At 65.3% G+C, this 19,621-nt stretch carries 22 protein-coding genes; 9 read left to right on the top strand and 13 right to left on the bottom strand.

The window, feature by feature from the left end; genetic code table 11:
* A partial coding sequence (locus tag VKZ87_RS12250; RefSeq protein ID WP_324221543.1) for a NahK/ErcS family hybrid sensor histidine kinase/response regulator occupies positions 1 to 2,866 on the top strand: 2,866 nt, incomplete at its 5' end.
* Positions 2,867 to 2,881: 15 nt separating this feature from the next.
* On the opposite strand, the gene VKZ87_RS12245 is transcribed toward VKZ87_RS12250, so the two are convergent.
* On the bottom strand, positions 2,882 to 3,547 hold the full coding sequence (locus VKZ87_RS12245) for a response regulator transcription factor (RefSeq protein ID WP_324221542.1): 666 nt from the start codon (positions 3,545 to 3,547) through the stop codon (positions 2,882 to 2,884).
* Between the two features lie 101 nt (positions 3,548 to 3,648).
* On the opposite strand from VKZ87_RS12245, the gene bioB reads away from it, so the two are divergent.
* Positions 3,649 to 4,686 (top strand): biotin synthase BioB, encoded by a 1,038-nt coding sequence (gene bioB / locus VKZ87_RS12240; protein ID WP_324221541.1) that lies wholly within the window; start codon positions 3,649 to 3,651, stop codon positions 4,684 to 4,686.
* On the opposite strand, the gene VKZ87_RS12235 is transcribed toward bioB, so the two are convergent.
* From VKZ87_RS12235 to VKZ87_RS12220, 4 genes are all read right to left on the bottom strand, one after another.
* A complete protein-coding gene (locus VKZ87_RS12235) occupies positions 4,666 to 5,043 on the bottom strand; it encodes a hypothetical protein (protein ID WP_324221540.1) in 378 nt (125 codons plus the stop codon). The genes bioB and VKZ87_RS12235 overlap by 21 nt on opposite strands.
* A gap of 4 nt (positions 5,044 to 5,047) precedes the next feature.
* On the bottom strand, positions 5,048 to 6,268 hold the full coding sequence (locus VKZ87_RS12230; RefSeq protein ID WP_324221539.1) for an MFS transporter: 1,221 nt from the start codon (positions 6,266 to 6,268) through the stop codon (positions 5,048 to 5,050).
* An 88-nt stretch (positions 6,269 to 6,356) separates the two neighbouring features.
* Positions 6,357 to 6,554, bottom strand: coding sequence for a YqaE/Pmp3 family membrane protein (locus VKZ87_RS12225; protein WP_324221538.1), 198 nt, complete (start codon positions 6,552 to 6,554; stop codon positions 6,357 to 6,359).
* Positions 6,555 to 6,625: 71 nt separating this feature from the next.
* The gene (locus VKZ87_RS12220) at positions 6,626 to 7,474 is read right to left on the bottom strand and encodes a LysR family transcriptional regulator (protein ID WP_324221537.1); all 849 of its coding nucleotides are present in this window, start codon (positions 7,472 to 7,474) and stop codon (positions 6,626 to 6,628) included.
* Positions 7,475 to 7,587: 113 nt separating this feature from the next.
* Here VKZ87_RS12220 and VKZ87_RS12215 point away from each other — a divergent pair, with 113 nt between their 5' ends.
* Positions 7,588 to 7,983, top strand: a complete 396-nt coding sequence (locus VKZ87_RS12215) for a tautomerase family protein (protein WP_324221536.1) — start codon at positions 7,588 to 7,590, stop codon at positions 7,981 to 7,983.
* Here the strand turns inward: VKZ87_RS12215 and VKZ87_RS12210 are convergent.
* The 3 genes from VKZ87_RS12210 to VKZ87_RS12200 form a co-directional block, all read right to left on the bottom strand.
* Complete coding sequence (locus VKZ87_RS12210) at positions 7,964 to 8,632, bottom strand: lysoplasmalogenase (RefSeq protein WP_324221535.1); 669 nt, start codon at positions 8,630 to 8,632, stop codon at positions 7,964 to 7,966. The genes VKZ87_RS12215 and VKZ87_RS12210 overlap by 20 nt on opposite strands.
* Positions 8,633 to 8,660: 28 nt before the next feature.
* Positions 8,661 to 9,629: a malate dehydrogenase gene (mdh, locus tag VKZ87_RS12205; RefSeq protein ID WP_324221534.1), complete on the bottom strand. Its 969-nt coding sequence runs from the start codon at positions 9,627 to 9,629 to the stop codon at positions 8,661 to 8,663.
* A 178-nt stretch (positions 9,630 to 9,807) separates the two neighbouring features.
* Positions 9,808 to 10,569 carry a 3-hydroxyacyl-CoA dehydrogenase gene (locus VKZ87_RS12200; RefSeq protein ID WP_324221533.1) on the bottom strand — a complete coding sequence of 254 codons (762 nt, stop codon included), beginning with the start codon at positions 10,567 to 10,569 and terminating at the stop codon, positions 9,808 to 9,810.
* Between the two features lie 109 nt (positions 10,570 to 10,678).
* Between VKZ87_RS12200 and VKZ87_RS12195 the strand changes: the two genes are divergently transcribed.
* Both VKZ87_RS12195 and VKZ87_RS12190 read left to right on the top strand, forming a co-directional pair.
* On the top strand, positions 10,679 to 11,077 hold the full coding sequence (locus VKZ87_RS12195) for a YkvA family protein (RefSeq protein ID WP_324221532.1): 399 nt from the start codon (positions 10,679 to 10,681) through the stop codon (positions 11,075 to 11,077).
* Positions 11,078 to 11,108: 31 nt separating this feature from the next.
* On the top strand, positions 11,109 to 11,525 hold the full coding sequence (locus VKZ87_RS12190; RefSeq protein ID WP_324221531.1) for a hypothetical protein: 417 nt from the start codon (positions 11,109 to 11,111) through the stop codon (positions 11,523 to 11,525).
* Positions 11,526 to 11,556: 31 nt separating this feature from the next.
* On the opposite strand, the gene VKZ87_RS12185 is transcribed toward VKZ87_RS12190, so the two are convergent.
* From VKZ87_RS12185 to VKZ87_RS12165, 5 genes are all read right to left on the bottom strand, one after another.
* On the bottom strand, positions 11,557 to 12,135 hold the full coding sequence (locus VKZ87_RS12185) for a YbaY family lipoprotein (RefSeq protein WP_324221530.1): 579 nt from the start codon (positions 12,133 to 12,135) through the stop codon (positions 11,557 to 11,559).
* Positions 12,136 to 12,359: 224 nt separating this feature from the next.
* Positions 12,360 to 12,857, bottom strand: a complete 498-nt coding sequence (locus tag VKZ87_RS12180; protein ID WP_324221529.1) for a hypothetical protein — start codon at positions 12,855 to 12,857, stop codon at positions 12,360 to 12,362.
* Positions 12,858 to 12,865: 8 nt separating this feature from the next.
* Positions 12,866 to 13,225 (bottom strand): DUF6152 family protein, encoded by a 360-nt coding sequence (locus tag VKZ87_RS12175; RefSeq protein ID WP_324221528.1) that lies wholly within the window; start codon positions 13,223 to 13,225, stop codon positions 12,866 to 12,868.
* Between the two features lie 117 nt (positions 13,226 to 13,342).
* A complete protein-coding gene (locus tag VKZ87_RS12170) occupies positions 13,343 to 13,993 on the bottom strand; it encodes a CoA transferase subunit B (RefSeq protein WP_324221527.1) in 651 nt (216 codons plus the stop codon).
* Positions 13,994 to 14,013: 20 nt separating this feature from the next.
* Positions 14,014 to 14,715, bottom strand: a complete 702-nt coding sequence (locus VKZ87_RS12165; protein WP_324221526.1) for a CoA transferase subunit A — start codon at positions 14,713 to 14,715, stop codon at positions 14,014 to 14,016.
* 422 nt (positions 14,716 to 15,137) lie between these two features.
* On the opposite strand from VKZ87_RS12165, the gene leuA reads away from it, so the two are divergent.
* The 4 genes from leuA (at position 15,138) to ubiV (ending at position 19,413) form a co-directional block, all read left to right on the top strand.
* Positions 15,138 to 16,850, top strand: coding sequence for a 2-isopropylmalate synthase (gene leuA / locus VKZ87_RS12160; protein ID WP_324221525.1), 1,713 nt, complete (start codon positions 15,138 to 15,140; stop codon positions 16,848 to 16,850).
* A gap of 108 nt (positions 16,851 to 16,958) precedes the next feature.
* Complete coding sequence (gene ubiT / locus VKZ87_RS12155) at positions 16,959 to 17,495, top strand: ubiquinone anaerobic biosynthesis accessory factor UbiT (RefSeq protein ID WP_324221524.1); 537 nt, start codon at positions 16,959 to 16,961, stop codon at positions 17,493 to 17,495.
* The gene (ubiU, locus tag VKZ87_RS12150; RefSeq protein WP_324221523.1) at positions 17,492 to 18,490 is read left to right on the top strand and encodes a ubiquinone anaerobic biosynthesis protein UbiU; all 999 of its coding nucleotides are present in this window, start codon (positions 17,492 to 17,494) and stop codon (positions 18,488 to 18,490) included. Before ubiT ends, ubiU begins: the two co-directional genes overlap by 4 nt.
* The gene (gene ubiV, locus VKZ87_RS12145) at positions 18,487 to 19,413 is read left to right on the top strand and encodes a ubiquinone anaerobic biosynthesis protein UbiV (protein ID WP_324221522.1); all 927 of its coding nucleotides are present in this window, start codon (positions 18,487 to 18,489) and stop codon (positions 19,411 to 19,413) included. Before ubiU ends, ubiV begins: the two co-directional genes overlap by 4 nt.
* Positions 19,414 to 19,621: the final 208 nt, after the last annotated feature.

Below are 19,621 nucleotides of genomic sequence, written 5' to 3'. Positions count from 1 at the left end.
CATCACGATCCCTCTCAACTCGGACCGCATCGCGCTGTCGGTCTTCGCCTTCATCGGCGGTCTCTCGGCAGCAACCTCCATGGTGATCGTGGCCTGCATGGCGCTGTCCATCATGGTGTCGAACGAGCTGGTCACGCCGTTTCTGCTGCGCTCGCGTGCCGGCGACTCCCGCGAGGTCGGCCAGATCGTGCTGAACGTGCGCCGCGCCGCCGTGGTGCTCATCCTGATCGCCGCCTATTTCTACCACACCTGGATCGCGGGTTACCTGCCGCTCGCCTCGATCGGCATGATCTCGTTCTGCGCCGTGGCGAATTTCGCGCCGCCGCTGCTGATCGGGCTCTACTGGCGCCGCGCCCATCGCCATGGCGTGATCGCCGGCCTGCTGGCCGGTTTCGGCGTGTGGATTTACGCACTGCTGATGCCGTCGATCGAGGGTGCGGCGGCCGGCAGGCCGATGATGGCACCGCTGGCCGCCCTGCTTCCGGCGCCGTTCGACAGTTTCGACACCGTACTGCAGGGCTTTATCGCCAGTATCGTCGTCAACACGGCCCTGCTGGTCGCCATCTCGCTCTTGGCACGCCCGCGCGCCCGCGACATAGAGCAGGCGGTGATCTTCACCTCGGGCGGCGAGGCGCTGCCGGCGGCCGGCTTCGACGAGGAATTCAACGACCCCCGCATCGACGAGCTGCGCGCGCTGGCCGCCCGCTTCATCGGGCCCGACCGCGCCGACCGCGCCTTCGCCGGCCGCCGCATGAGCGCAACCGAAGCGATGGCCTTCACCGAGCATCTGCTGGGCGGCGCGATCGGCGCGGCCTCGGCGCGCATCGTGATGGCCTCCGCCCAGGGCAAGAACCTGCTCAGCCCGCGCGCGGCCCGCGCCATGCTGGGCGAAGCCTCCGAGGCGATACGCCACAACCTCGATCTGCTGCGGACGACGCTCGACCATATCAGCCAGGGTCTCGGCGTGTTCGACAAGGAGCGGCGGCTTGCCGCCTGGAACGACCGCTTTTTCGACCTGCTGGGCCTGCCGGCCAATCTGGCCGAGAACGGCGTGCCGCTGGAAAAGCTCGCTCGCGATACGGCCCCCGACCTGATCCGTTTTCTGTCTTCCAGCGCCGCCGGCTCGCAAATCCACGAGCAGCGCCGGCCGGACGGGCGCGTCATCGAAATCCGCCTCGATCCCATGCCCGATGGCGGCGTGGTGGCGACCTGCACCGATATCAGCGAACGGGTGCGTGCCGCCGAGGCGCTGCGCGAGTCGGAACGCGCCATGCGCGTCTATACCGACAACGTGCCGGTGCTGATTGCCTATGTCGACAAGGACGAGCGCTACCGGTTCACGAACATGCTGTTCCGCCGCGCCCTGGGGCTGGGGCATCACGACGTCGGCGGCAAGACCCTGAAGGAGGTCCTCTCCCCCGAGCGCTATGCCCGCCTCAAACCCCATATCGATGCCGCGCTGTCAGGACAGCGGCAGAGCTTCGATATGGAGTTCTCGCCCAACGACGCGAAGATCGAGGTGGCGCACGGCACCTACATTCCGCATATCGATGAACAGGGCAACGTGCTCGGCTTTTTCCTGCTGTACCAGGACATCACCGAACGTCGCCGCGCCGATGCCGCTTTGCGCGCCGCTTACGAAGGCCTGGAGCGCCGGGTTGCCGAGCGCACGGCCGAGCTGCAGCTGGCGGTCCAGGAGCTGGAGCAGTCACGGGCAGAGGCGGAAGCCGCCAATCTGGGCAAGACGCGCTTTCTGGCCGCCGCCAGCCATGATCTGCTGCAGCCGCTGCATGCCGCTCGGCTGTTTACCGCTGCGCTGGCCGAACGCGAGCCGGATAACGCGCTGGTTTCCAAGATCGACTACGGCCTCGGCGCCGTCGAAGCCCTGCTGGACGCCCTGCTCGATATCTCCAAGCTGGATGCCGGCGCCGTAAAGCCGGAAATCCGTCCGGTCGCGCTCGGACCGCTGCTGGAATCGCTTGCGATTGCCTTTGCGCCGCTCGCGGCCCAGAAGGGCGTGGTCCTGAAGGTCGTGCACACCTCAGCGACGATCAGCACAGACCCGGCATTGCTGCGCCGCGTGCTGCAGAATTTCGTGGCCAATGCGATCCGGTACGCCAGAACCGACCGGCAGGATCGCCGGGTACTGGTCGGCATTCGCCGGCGGGGCAAGATGGTGCGCATCTGCGTTTCGGATAACGGCCCCGGGATTCCCGACGACAAGCGGGAGGTCATCTTCCAGGAATTTGCCCGGCTGGAGCGCGGTGGCGACGCCGCCGAACGCGGCCTGGGCCTTGGTCTGGCGATCGTCGAACGCATCGCGAAGATGCTGGGCAATCCCATCCATCTGGAAACTGCCATCGGACGCGGCTCCACCTTCGCCATTTCCGTGCCGCGCGCCGTGGTCGAGCCGGTCCAGCCGCCCGCGCCTGTGAGCACCACGATAGCCGAGCCGGGATCGCTGAAGGGCGCCTTCATCCTCTGCATCGACAACGAAGTCGGCGTGCGCGAGGCCATGGCAACGCTGCTCGAGGGATGGTCCTGCGAGGTGGCGGCCGTCGACAGTGTCGAAGCGGCCCGCCAGGCCGTGGCGGCGGCCGGCCGCAGCCCCGATGTCATTCTCGCCGACCTGCATCTGGATGAGGGCATGCCGGACGGGCTTGAAGCCATTGCACAGCTGCGGCGCGACTGGGGCCAGAAGCTGCCCGCCATCCTGATCACCGCCGACCGGAGCCATGACATGCGGCAGCGCGCCGCCGCCATGGGCATCGACGTCCTGCACAAGCCGGTGAAGCCAGCCGCCCTGCGCGCGCTGGTCAGCCAGCGGCGGCGCCCTGCCAGCCCGCTGGCCGCAACGGGCGACTGACGCCGGGCCGGAAACTCAGTTGTGAATCGAGAAATGCCGGGCGGCGATGACCGCCTGGGTGCGGCTGCGCACGCCGAGCTTCTTCAGGATCGCCGTGACATGCGCCTTCACGGTCGCTTCGCCGACCGACAGTTCATGGGCGATCTGCTTGTTCAGCTTGCCCTGGCTGAGCAGCTGCAGCACCCGCAGCTGCTGCGGGGTCAGCTCCGAGACGCGGCGGGCGAAATCGTCCGGCATGGTGGATTCTTCGCTGCCGTCCATATCGGGTGGCAGCCAGACTTCGCCATCGAGCACCGACTGCAGCGCGCTGGCAATGGTGTCCAATGCCGCGGATTTCGGCACGAAGGCGGCCGCACCGAATTCGATCGCCCGGCGCATCACGGCCGGTTCGCGCGTGGAAGACACGATGGCGACCGGCACGGCGGGATGGCTGGCCCGCACCGCAGCGAGCCCGGCGAAGCCATCCATGCCGGGCATATCGAGATCGAGGATCAGGAGATCGACCGAGTCACGCTCATCCAGCGCCGCCCGGGCGCCGTCCAGATCGGATGCCCCGACGATGATCACGCCGCTCATGGCCTGCCGCAGGGCCTGCCCCAGGGCTTCGCGCACCAGTGGGTGATCATCCGCGATGATGATTGTCAGTGCCGGTTCTGCGCCAGCCTTGCCCGCTCCCGTCATACCCGCAAAGGTAGCCCAGCGACCCGCCCACCAGCAAGCGATCTGAGGCTGGACATGGCCGGGTTCGGCGGCTAGGCAGGACTGCCATCCAGGAGGCCGTAATGACACAGTCACTCGCTGTAGATATCGATACCCTCAGGACGGCATGCGCCGCAGGCCAGCCCCGCCACGACTGGACCCGCGCGGAAATCGCTGCCCTTTTTGCCCTTCCCTTCAACGATCTTCTGTTCCTGGCGCAGCAGGTACACCGGACGCATTTCGACCCGAATGAAGTGCAGGTGAGTACGCTGCTGAGCATCAAGACCGGCGGATGCCCCGAAGACTGCGCCTACTGCCCGCAGAGCGCCCATTTCGATACAGGCGTGACGGCGGAGAAGCTGATGGATCTGGAGGCAACACTGGCTGCAGCACGCGCCGCCAGGGCGAACGGCGCGAGCCGTTTCTGCATGGGCGCGGCATGGCGCAGCCCGAAGGACCGGGACCTCGACAGGATCTGCGCCATGATCAGCGGCGTGAAGGCGCTTGGGCTGGAAACCTGCGCGACGCTCGGGATGCTGGATGCCGATCAGGCGCGCCGCCTGAGAGAGGCCGGGCTGGACTACTACAATCACAACCTCGACACTTCACCCGAGTATTATGGCGAGATCATTTCGACCCGCACCTACCGGGACCGACTCGATACCCTGGCGAATGTGCGTGATGCCGGGATGAAAGTCTGCTGCGGCGGTATCGTCGGCCTTGGCGAGCAGACGGAGGATCGCATTGGCCTGCTGCACAGTCTGGCCATTCTGCCTGCCCATCCGGAAAGCGTGCCGATCAACATGCTGGTGCAGGTGGAAGGCACGCCACTGCAGGGCACGGAGAAGCCGGATGGGATTGAATTCGTCCGCACGATTGCGGTTGCCCGCATCATCATGCCGGAATCCATGGTCCGGCTGTCGGCCGGCCGCGAGCAGATGAGCGAGGAGCTGCAAGCCCTCTGCTTCCTTGCCGGCGCCAACTCGATTTTCCTCGGCGACAGACTGCTGACGACGAAGAATCCCGACAGGGATCGGGACGCTGCGCTGTTTGCCAAGCTCGGCCTTGAGCCGATGCCCTATGCGACGGCGGAACAGCGTTCAGCCGAAGCGGCGGAGTGAGCGGGTAACCAGTCCGGGCGGAAGGCCGGTGCAGCCGGCCAGGGTGAACAGGCTGAACGGCTCGGCGCGGTAGACGGCAATGGCTCCGCTATCCTGCAGCCGGCCGGCAAAGCCGGGCTGTTCGGAGATCACTTCGATGGCGTTGGGCAGCCAGGTGTCTCGCACCAGCCGCGCCTCGGTGCGGAAGGCTGCCGCCGCAGCCTTCCTGCTGTCCCAGCCGAAAGGATAGACGGCCACAACCCGCCCGCTTTCCTCGCGCGGCAGTTCGGCCCGCGCCAGGGTCAGCGCGAAAACCGCGCCCCAGACCAGCGCGACGGCGCCGGAGAAGCCCAGTGCGAGCCTGTGGCCGCCGCTCATGGCCTCATGCCGGGACGGGCGCCACGCGCGCCAGAGGCCGCTCATCGATCGGCCAGTGCACGATGGCCGCGAAGACGCCGAGGCCGATGGAGATCCACCACACCATGTCGTAGGAGCCGGTGGCGTCGAACAGCCGCCCGCCGAGCCAGACGCCGAGGAAGCCGCCGACCTGGTGACTGAAGAAGACGATGCCGAACAGTGTGGCCATGTAGCGCGGGCCGAAAATCTGCGCCACGAGGCCCGACGTCAGCGGCACGGTGGACAGCCAGAGCAGGCCCATGGCGAAGGCGAAGATCAGCACGCTGATCTCCGTCATCGGCAGCATAACGAAGATGGCAATCACCGCAGCGCGGGCGCCGTAGATGAAGCTGAGCAGGTATTTCTTGCTGTGCCTGCCGCCCAGCACACCGGCGGTATAGGAGCCGATCACGTTGGCCAGACCGACCAATGCCAGAGCCCAGGCGCCGGTGGCCGGATCGAGGCCGCGATCGACGATATAGGCGGGCAGATGGGTCTGGATGAAGGAGACGTGGAAGCCGCAGACGAAGAAGCCGAAGATCAGCAACCAGTAGCTGCGCTGCACACCGGCTTCTCTCAGCGCCTCGCTGAGCGATTGCTGCACGCCGGTTCCTTCCGGCGCCCTGCCAGCCAGCACGGAGGCCAGCGGCACGATGGCGAGGGCGAACAGGCTGAGCAGGATCAAAGCGAAGGCCCAGCCATAGGCGGCGATGAAGGCCTGGCCCAGCGGCACCATGAGGAACTGTCCCATGGAACCGGCCGCCGTGCCGATGCCCAATGCCCAGGAGCGCTTTTCCGGCGGCACCATGCGGGCGATGGCGGCCAGCGCGACGGTAAAGGATGTGCCCGCGAGCCCCAGGCCGATCAGCACGCCATGGGTGACGTTGAGCATCAGCGGCGTGGAGGAATAGGCCGTGAGGGCCACGCCGGCGGCGTAGAGGATGGCGCCGATTGCCAGCACGCGCCCCGAGCCGTAGCGATCGGCCATGGCCCCGGCGAAAGGCTGGCCGAAACCCCAGAGCACGGTCTGGATCGCGATGGCGAAGGCGAAGACCTCACGCCCCCATCCATTGGCCGCACTGATCGGTTCGAGGAACAGCCCGAAGCCGGACCGGACGCCGAAATTCAGCAGGGCAATGGTGCAGCCGGCGATGATGACCAGCAGCGGCGTGCGCCAAGTGAGTGCGGGGGCGGCAGGGGCAGCCATGGGAAGCTCCAGAACGGTCGTTCGATTTGCTGTCCGTCAACTAAGGAAGTGCCGCCCCCACGGCAAGTCCTAAATTGCTACCCTGCAATCAACCGGCCCGCTGCCCGGTCGCCCGCTCGATCTGCTTCTGGGTGTTGTACTGGCTCAGCGCATAAACCGCCCACAGCGCGGCGGGCAGCCAGCCGATCAGGGTGATCTGCAGGATGAGGCAGATAATGCCGGCGATCGGCCGGCCGATGGTGAAGAACAGCAGGAAGGGCAGAAAGATCGCGATGATGAGGCGCACCGTAGTCTCCGTCGTTAGGAATCACACTATAGCGTCAACCGGAAGACCTCTCACCTTCCCCCGAACGAATATTAACCCATTGCGCGAATGGCTGCGCAGACCGTTCTGAGCGATTGCCGCGCTGCCGGATCGGACAGGCTGGCATAGACAACGAGATCGCGCGGCGGCAGTGGAGGCAGGCCGAGCGCCGGTCCGATATCGGTCGTGTCCGGCGGCGCCACCCGCCGGCTGAGTACGGCGATGGCAAGCCCCGCCGAGGCTGCGGCCGCAACGGTACCGATACCCCCGCCGACAAATACCTCCGTCCAGGCAATGCCCGCCTGATCCAGCGCGGCGACTCCCATGGCGCGCACGCCACAGACATCCGACTGCGCGGCCAGCGGCAATGGCTCTCCCGTACGGTGAACGAAATCCCGCGCCGCCATCCAGCCAAACGACTCGGCGCGCAGCACCTCGCCGCCCCGGCGACCGGCCTCATCCGCCAGCACGATCGCGGCGTCGAGTTCGCCTTCGTCCAGCGCGGCGATAAGATCGCGCGAACTGCCGACCCGCATCTCCAGCACCAGACCCGGCTCTGCACGTTTCACGCGCTGCAGCAGCTGCGGCAGCTCTGCGCCGGCGGCATGATCGGTGATTCCTATGGCCAGCCGCCGCCGCTCCTGCGCGAAGGCCTCCAGTGCGCTCGCATGGGCGGCGACCAGTGATCGTGCCCGCTCAAGGAAGAGCTGCCCCGCAACAGTGAGCCGGACCCGCCTTGGCGTGCGCTCGAAGAGCCGTCGGCCAAGCTCGTCCTCAAGCCGTTTGATCCGCAGGCTCACTGCCGACTGGGTCGACGCCATCGCCTCGGCGGCCCGGGTGAAGCTGGCAAGGTCTGCCACGAGCACGAAAGCCTGCACCGCCTCGATATCGAGCGTCTTCATGATCGTTATTCATTTCATATCTAAATCATTGAAATATTATTTCATATGATTTTCAAATGATTAATGCACCCCCATTCTCCATCCCACAGTCCACAAACCGGAGGATGTCTGCCATGCCGCTCTCCCGTATTTCCCTTCGCCGCGGCAAACCTGCCGCCTACCGTCAGGCCATCCTGAATGGCGTCTACGCGGCGATGCGGGAAACCTTCAACGTGCCCGAGGACGACTATTTCATGCTGGTAACGCAGCATGATGCCGAGGATTTCTGGTACAGCCCGACCTATCTCGGGGTGGCACGCAGCGATGATCTCGTCATCATCCAGCTGGCGGTCAGCAATACCCGGACCCTGGCGCAGAAAAGGGCCCTCTATCGCCGGATCACCGAAAGACTGGTCGCCAGTCCTGGGCTGCGGCCCGAGGATGTCTTCATCAATCTGGTCGAAGTGCTGCCCGAGAACTGGTCGATGGGCCACGGCCTGGCCCAGTATGTCAGGGACGAGGCGGCCTGAGCGGGGCGGCATCCTGCCGCCAGCCCAGCGTGATCAGCAACTGGGCCAGCGCGTAGGTGATCCAGATCGCCGGGCCGGCAAACTCGAGCGGCGCCACGAACTTGTCCAGCGCGATCAGCGAGTCCGACAGGATGAAGCTGAGGGCACCAAGGATGACCAGCGGCCTTCCCCGCAAGGCAATGGCGGCAACGCCCATGAGGGTGATGGCGAGGATATAGAGGCATACCGGCAGGGTGAGCGCGCCAAGCCGCGGCACGAGCACCCAGAGCATGAACGCCACGAAGCCGAGCAGCGCCGACACCAGAAGCTGCCTGCCGAGGTCAAGTCCGAACGGGCGCGGCCGGCAGGCGGCAAAATGCCATAGATAAACGAGATGGGCAGCGAGAAAGCTGGCCAGGCCGTGCACGAAAAGCCCGGTGCGGTCGACCGCGAGGAACACATCGCCTGCCGCGGAAAGCAGCAGGGCAAGGCCAATGCGCCCGGCCGTGCGGTCGCTGCCACGCCACAGCCAGAGTGATACGGCGAGTGCCGGACAGAAGGCTCCCTTGATCAGAACATGGGGCCAGAACAGCTGGGCCGTTGCGAGCAGGACCGCGAGCGACAGAAACAGAAGCGGCGCGCCAGCAGAAGCCGGGCGCGCCGCGTCCATCACCGGATCGGTCCTGGCTCTTACCGGCCTACTTGCCGAGCGACGGATCGATCTGCTTGCAGGCCTCGACCAGACCCTTCACGGCGTTGGCCGAATTCTCGAACATCTTCTTCTCTTCGGCATTCAGCTCGATCTCGACGATCTTCTCCACGCCGTTGGCGCCGATCACCACCGGCACGCCGACATACATGCCGTCCTGACCGTACTTACCGCCATCCAGCCAGGCGGCACAGGGCAGCACGCGGCGCTTGTCCTTGAGGTAGCTCTCGGCCATCTCGATGGCGGACGAGGCCGGCGCGTAGAAGGCCGAGCCGGTCTTCAGCAGGGCAACGATCTCGGCGCCGCCATCGCGGGTGCGCTGCACGATCTTGTCGATCCGCTCCTGGGTCGACCAGCCCATCTTGATCAGATCGGGCACCGGAATGCCGGCGACGGTCGAATAGCGGATCAGCGGCACCATGGTGTCGCCATGGCCGCCGAGCACGAAGGCGGTGACGTCGTTGACGGAAACGTTGAATTCCTCGGCCAGGAAGTGGCGGAAGCGCGCGCTGTCGAGCACGCCGGCCATGCCGACCACGCGGTTATGCGGCAGGCCCGAGATCTCGCGCAGCACCCAGACCATCGCGTCGAGCGGATTGGTGATGCAGATGACGAAGGCATTCGGCGCGTGCTGCTTGATACCGGCGCCAACCGCCTGCATGACCTTGATGTTGATGCCGAGCAGGTCATCACGGCTCATGCCCGGCTTGCGCGCCACACCGGCGGTGACGATCACCACATCGGCGCCGGCGATGTCGGCATAATCCTGCGTGCCCTTGAGCCTGACGTCGTAACCCTCGACGGCACCGGCCTGGGCCATGTCGAGCGCCTTGCCCTGCGGCAAGCCTTCCACCACGTCGAAGATGACGATGTCGCCGAGTTCCTTCAGACCGGCGAGCAGGGCCAGCGTGCCACCGATATTGCCGCCGCCGACAAGGGCGATCTTCTTGCGTGCCATGGGAAAACCTCCGGAGATGGCTGAAAGTCAGGGGTGGAAATCGGCCCAAGGGGTAGCGGGAATCGCCCCGGCCGGCAAGGCTCGCCACCCCCTCCGAAGGCATGTGCGGGCCGGATTCCGGCAAAGAAAAGGCCGCCGGATCGCTCCGGCGGCCCCGTTTTTCGAAACGTTCGACGCTTCAGCGCGGCGCCATACGAAGAGCACCATCGAGGCGGATGGTCTCGCCGTTCAGCATCACGTTCTCGCAGATGTGGCGCGCCAGAGCGGCATATTCCTCGGGGCGGCCGAGCCGCGAGGGATAGGGCACCGACTTGCCAAGGCTCTCCTGCGCTTCCGGCGGCAGGGCGAACATCATCGGCGTGCCGAACAGGCCCGGCGCGATGGTGCAGACGCGGATGCCGAACTGCGCGAATTCACGCGCCAGCGGCAGGGTCATGCCATGCACGCCGGCCTTCGAGGCACCGTAGGCAGGCTGACCGATCTGGCCGTCGAAGGCCGCCACGGAAGCGGTATTGATGATGCAGCCGCGTTCCTTGTCGGCCATTTCCGGCTGCTGCTGCATGTGATGCGCCACCAGCCGGATCATGTTGAAGGTGCCGACCAGATTGATCTGCACGACCTTGACGAACTTCTCCAGCGCGACGGGGCCATCCTTGCCCACCGCCTTCATCGGCGTACCGACGCCGGCGCAGTTGACCAGCACGCGCACGGGACCAACCTTGGCGATGGCCTCCTTCACGGCCGCCTCGCCGCCCGGGCCGTCAGCCACGTCGCACTTCACGAAGACGCCGCCGATTTCCTTGGCAACCAGCTCGCCCTGCTCGGCATTCATGTCGAAGACGGCAACCTTCGCGCCCGCCTTGGCCAGTTCACGCGCGGTGGCGGCGCCGAGACCCGAGGCGCCGCCGGTGACAATCGCGCCTACGCCCTGCAACTGCATGGACTTACCCTCCTGATTGTTTGTCCACAAAACGATCCGCGCGGTTCTAGCAGATAGCTTCCGCCCTGACGAGAGCCGCCGCCTTGCAGGAAATGGCGGGAAAACCCATATGAAGCCGGTGACCCAGAACCCCAATCCGCCTGAATTCCAGTTGCCTGCCGACCCTGCCCGGCTTGCCGTCGAGGAAACGCGGCTGAGCCGCCGTTTCTGGCGCAAGCTGAAGCAGACGGTGACCTATCTCCCCTTCGCCGAGACTTTCCTGGCGGCATTCTATGCCGCCATCGACCCGAAGACTCCGGCCAACGCCAAGGCGGTGCTGCTCGGCGCGCTGGGCTATTTCATCGTACCGCTCGACATCGTCCCCGATCTGCTGGGTGCTTTCGGCTATGGCGACGACCTGGCCGTCATCCTCGCCGCGATCAAGGCGGTGGAGAGCAGCATCCGCGAGGAGCATCACGAGAAAGCCCGCGCCTGGCTGGAGGCGGCCCGCGAGCGGAAGCCGGCCTGAATCCCACCCCGGTGTGTGCTATGCTGCCGCCATGCGCGCTGCCGCCCTGTCAGTCCTGCTGATCCCGTTTTCCGCTCTGGCGGAAACGCCGGCACCATCGCTGACCTTCGAGGCCGGCACCATCCTGGCGGACGGCCATGAACTGGCGGAAACCGTGACCCTGCCGGCCACCAGCGGTCCGGTATCGCTGCGGACCCGAGACGGCGCCGTACTGAAATGGCAGGTTGTTGTCGTAAATGGCGAGACGCGGCTGCTGAAGCCCGATGGCCGATGGGCGGCCAAGGCGGAGTATACAACGATCCAGCGCGGTGGCCGCACGATCTGCCAAATCTATCAGACCTACTGGTCGCCTGAATGGGCCCTGCGCGGCGGCGGTACGGTCACACGGCCGGATTTTCGTCCGGCCGATGACCGCGTTTACGCCTTTCGCGAAGTCCCCTGCCCGTAAGTGAATACCCGCCGGATGACGGTACGACCGCTTAGCGGACGGGCTGCACGATGATGCTGCCTGGCGGGGGGCTCGCCGGCACCACTGTCGTGCCGGCAGGCTGCACGACCGTCGTGCCCGATGTCGGCTGGACCACGGTACCGGTGGTGGCGGGCTGCTGCATGATGACGGTGCTGGACGGCACCACCGTGGCACCGGGCACGGTGGCCACGACCTGCTCGAGCTCGATATTGGCGTAGTTCGGCGCGCCTTTGGTGATCACCTGATAGAGCTTGTTGTTACGGAACAGCACGCGGCCGCCCTGCTCAATCCAGGCATTCATCACGTAGGTGCCGTTCGGATTGATCGCCTGCGGGCTGTAAGGGATCGAGTAGCGCAGGACGCCGCTCGAGTTCGGAATGATGCGCTGTTCGGCAACCGGCACCGGCGCTCCCATGCCGCGCGTGACGTCTTCGAGGCGGACCATGATCACGGAATCCGCCGGCAGGATCAGCCGCTCGCGGTAGGAAACCGTACCGTCCACCGCATAAGGCTGCGAGGCACAGGCCGCGACGGCGGCGGCAGCGAAGACCGCGAAAGCACCACTGAGCAGGCTGCGACGGGGGATCATTCTTCTCTCCTTGTGGCGAATGGACTGTCGGCGTGCGGCGGGCCGCACCCGATCGTTGGAATGCCGGATCAGAAATGCGCGAGAATTGCGCCGGTTCCAGCGCGTCACCGCGCGGCAAACAGCGCCGTCGGCACGAGGGCCGCGCATCCTGCGGCAGTGCGAATCCTTCGGCCCTCCCCGCTTCAGTAAAACTAAGTAGCTGAATTACCGGGAAGTTCAGTGTTTCAGAGGTAGGCGATCAGGCGACCGCCGACGATCGCGCCGGTCCACGCCAGCAGTGAAATCACCGCGCCGACACGGGCCAGGCCCGGCGCGGTCACCGATTGGCCCCAATGGTCGATATCGCGCCACGGACCGAGGTGGAACAGCCCAGCATTCAGGAGGCCGGCTGCGATCAGGGCCAGCTTGATCTGAAACGCGGTATTCACCGCGATGCTGGTCGCCTCGGTGGCGAAGAGCAGGAAGCCCATGGGGGCGGCGATGAAGAACCCGACCATGGCGAGCGGCACGTTGTGCCGCGCGAAGACCAGCGCGGGCAGCCGGCGGTTCACGCCGAGAATGCGCAGGTCGAAGCCGACGATGCTGCCCACCAGAATTGCGAAGCCGAGGATATGCAGGATCTCGACCAGCGGATACAGCCATTCCGACTGCCGCATGGCAGCGCCGAGAGCCGACTGCTCCAGCGCTACCAGCCAGGGATGCTCGGACGGTGCGTGCTCCATCCGTATGGCTAGCGCAGCTCGACGGTCTTGCCGTTATGGGTGATGCGCTCGGCGCGCATTTCGTTCGGATGGTTTTTGCTGGCGTACCCCTCCGCCACCACCTTGTCCCCGGCCTTGATCTCGCCGATCGGCTTGCCGCGATTGGCCATGCGGCTGGGCGGCGAGAGAATCACCTGCCAGGTCTTGTCGGATGTCCTGAGCATCAGCTCGGCATGGGGATTGTCCGGGATCACCCTGTCGACGATGCCGTCCAGCGTCAGCGTCTTCGTGGCATCGTAGGAGCCCCAGCCGTGATGGGCGAGAGCGGCGCCCGCGACGGCGCTGGCAACAACGGGCAAAGCAATCAGGACTGCACGACGCTTCAGCATGGCTGCCTCCCGGACTGATTTTGCCATGATGTAGCCTGTCCTTGGCGTCGGGCAAGCAAACAAAAAAAAGGCCCCGGGGAGACAACCGGGGCCCTTTCAAGGATCGGCGCGGAGCGCTCAGGCCGCGCTGGGTGCCACCGTGTAGGTGGCGTCGGTCTTCTGCTTGATTTCCTCCAGAGACACGCCGGGGGCACGCTCGATCAGGGTCATGCCGCCCTTCTTCTTGTCGATGGTGAAGACCGCCAGGTCGGTGATGACCATGTCCACCACGCCGGCTCCGGTCAACGGCAGGTCGCATTTCTTCAGCAGCTTCTTCTCGCCGTCCTTGGAGGTGTGCTCCATGACGACGACGACGCGCTTCACGCCGGCGACAAGGTCCATGGCGCCGCCCATGCCCTTGACCATCTTGCCCGGGATCATCCAGTTGGCCAGATCGCCGTTCTCGGCCACCTGCATGGCACCGAGGATCGACAGGTCGATATGGCCGCCGCGGATCATCGCAAAGGACTGGTCCGAGCCGAAGTAGCTGGAATAGGGCAGTTCGGTGATCGTCTGCTTGCCGGCATTGATCAGGTCCGGATCCTCTTCGCCCTCATAGGGGAAGGGTCCCATGCCGAGCATGCCGTTTTCCGACTGTAGCACCACATCCACGCCTTCGGGGATGAAGTTCGACACCAGCGTGGGAATGCCGATGCCGAGATTGACGTAGTAGCCGTCCTTCAGCTCCTTCGCTGCGCGGGCGGCCATTTCATCGCGGGTCCAAGCCATTTTCGTGTCTCCTTCCCGTCTCAGGCGCGCTTCCGCACGGTGCGGTTCTCGATGATCTTGTTGTACGGCGCGCCGCAGATGATGCGCTGCACGTAGATGCCCGGGGTATGGATCTGGTCCGGGTCGAGCTGTCCGGGTTCGACCAGTTCCTCGACTTCAGCCACCGTGATCTTGCCGGCAGTCGCCATGGCCGGATTGAAGTTCCGCGCCGTCTTGCGATAGACGAGGTTACCCGCCGTGTCGCCCTTCCAGGCCTTCACCAGCGAGAGATCGGCGACCAGGCCGGTCTCCATGATGTAGCGCTCGCCGTTGAAGACCCGCTCCTCCTTGCCCTCGGCAATCAGCGTGCCGACGCCGGTCTTGGTATAGAAGGCCGGGATGCCGGCGCCGCCTGCGCGGATGCGCTCGGCCAGCGTGCCCTGCGGATTGAATTCCAGCTCCAGCTCGCCGGCCAGATACTGCTGGGCGAAAATCTTGTTCTCGCCGACATAGGACGAAATCATCTTCTTGACCTGGCGGGTGGCGAGCAGCTTGCCCAGACCGGCGCCGTCGACACCGGCATTGTTCGATACGCAGGTCAGCCCCTTGACGCCGCTCTCCATCAGCGCGTCGATCAGCTTTTCCGGCAGGCCGCAGAGGCCGAAGCCGCCGCACATCACCATCATGTTGTCGCGTACGATGCCTTCCAGCGCCGCCTTTGCGTTCGGATAGACCTTGTTCATGCCCCTCTTCCCGGCTGCATTTTGGGGCCAAGCCCCTGAAACGCGGGGGACATTAGCCGCGCCTTGGCGTGGCGGCAACACCCGGCTTGACGCAGGGGAGCCGGACTGGCAATTTGTTGGCGATATGAACACGCACCGCCGACTTATTACGCTGCTCCTTAGCTGCCCGACCCTGTAAGCAGGGCGGGTCTTTCAGCGAACGCGTAATTTGTCTCTTTGTCGGCCGGTATCATGTCCTTTTCCTCCAGAACCATCTTCGTATCGCACTCTTTCGCATCGCGCTCTGCCGCCACTCCGCGTCGGGCCAAGCTGCTCCTGACCCTTCGACTTAGCTGCGGCCGCTGAGCCCGGGCCCTCGGCGGCCGTCTGCACGGCCCAACAGTCGATCTTTCCCCCTTTTCTGCCGCGTCAGGAGCGCAGCCATGACCATTCAGACCCCGTCGAAGATGCCGTTTCACAAATACCGGCCGTTCCAGCCGATTCCCCTGCCGGACCGGCGATGGCCGAACCGCACCATCACCAAGGCACCGATCTGGTGCAGCGTGGACTTACGCGATGGTAACCAGGCACTGATCGAGCCGATGGGCCCCGAGCGCAAGCGCCGCATGTTCGACACGCTGGTGCAGATCGGCTTCAAGGAGATCGAGGTCGGCTTTCCGGCCGCCTCCGATACCGATTTCACCTTCGTGCGCGAGATCATCGAGCAGAACGTGATCCCGGAGGACGTGACGATCCAGGTGCTGACCCAGGCGCGGCCGGAACTGATCACCCGCACCTTCGAGGCCCTGAAGGGCGCCCGGCGCGCCATCGTGCATCTCTACAACTCCACCTCCACCCTGCAGCGCCGGGTCGTCTTCGGCCTCGACCAGGCAGGGATCACGAAGATCGCCACCGACGGCGCCAGACTGGTTAAGCAGCTGGCCGATGCCGCGCCGGAAACCGAGTGGGTATTCCAGTATTCGCCCGAGAGCTTCACCGGCACCGAGATCGGCTATGCCGTCGAGATCTGCGAGGCGGTGATGGATGTCTGGCAGCCGACACCCGCGAACAGGATGATCATCAACCTGCCGGCGACGGTGGAGATGAGCACGCCGAACATCTACGCCGACCAGATCGAGTATTTCCTGCGCAAGGTGAAGAACCGCGAGAGTATCATCCTCAGCCTGCATCCCCATAACGACCGCGGCACCGGCGTGGCCGCGGCCGAACTGGGCGTTATGGCCGGCGCGGACCGCGTCGAGGGCACCCTGTTCGGCAACGGAGAGCGCACCGGCAATGTCGACGTGGTGACGCTGGCGATGAACCTGTTCAGCCAGGGCGTCGATCCGGAGCTGGATTTCAGCGACATCACCGCAGTCGCCCGCACGGCGGAGTACTGCAACCAGCTGCCGGTGCACCCCCGCCACCCCTATGTGGGCGAACTGGCCTTCACGGCTTTCTCCGGCTCGCACCAGGACGCGATCAAGAAGGGGATGGCGGCACAGGCCCAGCGCAACGACGGCATATGGGAAGTGCCCTATCTGCCGATCGACCCGGCCGATGTCGGCCGCGCCTACGAACCGGTGATCCGCATCAACAGCCAGTCGGGCAAGGGCGGCATCTCCTATGTGCTCGAGCAGGATTACGGGCTCGAACTGCCGCGCAGGCTGCAGATCGAGTTCAGCCAGGTGATCCAGAAGATCGCCGACGGCACCGGCAAGGAGATCTCGCCGCAGCTGATCTGGGAGTCCTTCGACAACGAATATCTGAAGCAGCCCTCGGGCCGCTTCCGCTTTGCCGGTCACCGTACCCTGCCGGACCCGCATCGCAGCGAGCGGCGCAGTCTGACTGCCACCATCCATGACGGCGACCGGCAGATCGAGATCGAGGGGCGCGGCACCGGACCGATCGATGCCTATATAGACGCGCTTTCCGGCCATGCCGGCGTGACCATCAATCTCGTCGATTACCGCGAACATGCGATCACGCCGCGCGGCGACGACAAGGGCGGCGCGGCCTCCGAAGCGGTTGCCTATGTCGAGCTCAAGCGGCCGGACGGCACGACGCTGTTCGGTGTCGGCCGCGACCGCAACATCTCCGCCGCGTCGCTGAAGGCGGTGACCTCGGCGGTGAATCGATTGGTTGCCGCTGGATAGGTCTGCCAGAGAGGGGAGCGAATCGCTTCCCTCTTTGATGCGCATCAATGAAAAAACGGCGCTGCCGGCTTAAAGCCTGCGCTCTTCGGGGAGAGGAGCGCAGCAGAAATGATTGTTTCCCATGCGGCAGACCGGGCGAGGCGGTGGGTGCTGCCCGGCGCGCAGGCCGTGGCTGACCCGCTGCTGAATGCGCTTTGCAGCCGGATCGCCCGCCGGCACCCCGATGCGCTTGAGCGGTTGAGCGAGATTCGCGGTACGATTGGCCTGGTTGTGCCACGCCTGGAACCCCTGGCGGTCCTGCTGACGCTGCGCCCCCTGCCCGCTGCACCGCATCTTAAACTGACGGAAGTCGGCGGCATCGCTTCGGCCAGTGCGGTGGTTCGGGCGGACCTGCCGGTCCTGCTCAAGCTGCTGCAGGGCCGCATCGATGGCGATGCGCTGTTCTTTTCCCGCGAACTGACCGTCGAGGGTGACATGGAAATCGTCGTCGCGCTTCGCAACGCGATCGACGATGCCCGGATCGATCTGGTTTCCGAGGTTGCGACGCTCTTCGGACCTTTCACATCGCCGGCGGAGCGACTCGCCAGGCACGCCCTGGATGTCGCGCAGAATTTTTATCGCCAGTGGGAAGGCAGCCGGGCATGAGTACGGCGCCTCTGGAACTCGTCTGTCCCGCAGGCACGCCCGCGGCCCTGCGCGATGCCATCGACGCTGGTGCCGACGTGGTCTATGTCGGCTTCCGCGACCAGACCAATGCGCGCAATTTCCCCGGTCTCAATTTCAGCCGCTCCGAACTGCGCGACGGCATCGCTTACGCCCATGAGCGCGGCCGCGAGGTTTTCCTCGCCGTCAACACCTATGCCGCAGCGGGCGACCCGGCGCCGTGGCATCATGCCATCGACGATGCCGCCCGACTCGGCATTGATGCCGTCATTGTCGCCGATATCGGCCTGCTCGATTACGCATCCAAACGGCATCCCGGCCTGCGCCTGCATCTCTCGGTTCAGGCTGCCGCCTCCCATGCCGACGCGATCCGCTTCTATCATGAAGCCTTTGGCGTGCGCCGGGTGGTACTGCCGCGGGTGCTGACGGTGGCGGAAATTGCCAAACTGACGCCGCGGATTCCGGTCGAGACGGAGGTTTTTGCCTTCGGCGGCATGTGCCCCATGGCGGAAGGCCGCTGCTCGCTGTCGTCCTATGTCACCGGCCAGTCGCCCAACCGCCAGGGCGTCTGCTCCCCGGCGAGCCATGTCCGCTACGAGCAGCGCGATGGCGGCATGGTCTCGCGCCTCGGCGGCTCGACCATCAACATATTCGGCGCGGAAGAAAAGGCCGGCTATCCGACCCTCTGCAAGGGCCGGTTCAAGGTCGGCGACTTTGCCGGCTATCTCTTCGAAGAGCCAACCAGCCTCAGCACCGGCGAAATTCTCCAGGATCTCGCTGCGGCGGGTGTGAAGGCGCTGAAGATCGAGGGACGGCAGCGCGGTCGGGCCTATGTCTCTGAAGCCGTGCGGCATTTCCGCCGCCTGGTGGACGGACTTGCCGACGGCCGCCCGACGCCGGACGCCGTCACGGCGCTGCGCCGGCTGGCGGAAGGCCAGCAGGATACCTCAGGCGCCTACCGGAAGGCCTGGCGATGACGGCCGCACCCAGGCTCACTCTCGGACCGGTACTATTCCATTGGCCGGCAGAGCGGCTCGTAGATTTCTACAGCCGCATCGCCGACGAGGCGCCGGTCGACATCGTCTATCTCGGCGAGATCGTCTGTTCCAAGCGGGCGCCGTTCGTCGAGCCCGTGCTGCCCGACATCATCGAACGCCTGCAGCGTGGCGGGAAAACCGTCGTGCTCTCCAGCCGGGCCCTGGTCATGACCGATCGCGAAAGCCGGATGGTGGCGGACCAGATCGCGGCAGCGCGCGCCATGGCCTTGCAGGTCGAGGTCAACGATATCGGCGCGCTGCGCGAACTCGCTCCCGATCCCCACGTGGTGGGCCCTTTCATCAACGTCTACAACGAGAGCACGCTCGCCTGGCTGGCCCGGCAGAACGCCACCCGCATCTGCCTGCCGCCCGAACTGCCCGGCGATGCCATCACGCTGCTTGCCGCCGCCTCACCGGTGCCACTCGAAATCTTCAGCTTCGGCAGGCTGCCGCTGGCGATCTCGGCCCGCTGTTTCCACGCGCGCGCGCATGGCCTGCACAAGGATTCCTGCCGCTATACCTGTGGCAACGATCCGGACGGGCGAACCGTCCATACCCTCGACGGCGAAGCCTTCCTAGCAATCAACGGCACGCAGACGATGTCGCAGACCTGCCTCGACCTGAGCGGGGTCATCTTGGATCTGTTCGCACGCGGGATTGGCCATTTCCGTCTGTCGCCGCAGAATATGGACATGGTTGCGGTGGCCGGCCTGTACCGCCAGTTGATTTACGGCCAGATCGGCCCTGAAGAGGTTCAGGACGGTCTGTCCAGACTGGCAAATGGACTTACCTTCTCGAACGGCTTCATTCATGGCCGTGAAGGCCGCGCGATGATTGCGGCCCGTCTCGGCGATCCGCACTGAGCCTTCTTGCCCACAAATTGGGCGGGAATGCCGGAATTCAGGCAACCCGCAGATCAGCACACGTTCCCCTGCCCTCCGGTGCGGGCTAAAGTGGCCCCCGACTCGGGCCGCGGAAACGGCACGCTTCTTGAAGGGATCGGTGAGCTACTGGGTTGGCGACAACGCGCCGTTCGGGCACCAGTCCTGTACACGGCCAATAACGTCTGAG

It is taken from the genome of Ferrovibrio sp., assembly GCF_035304305.1.
Lineage (GTDB): Bacteria > Pseudomonadota > Alphaproteobacteria > Ferrovibrionales > Ferrovibrionaceae > Ferrovibrio.
Note: the sequence above shows the minus strand (reverse complement) of the source record. Positions and strands in the feature narration are given on the sequence as shown.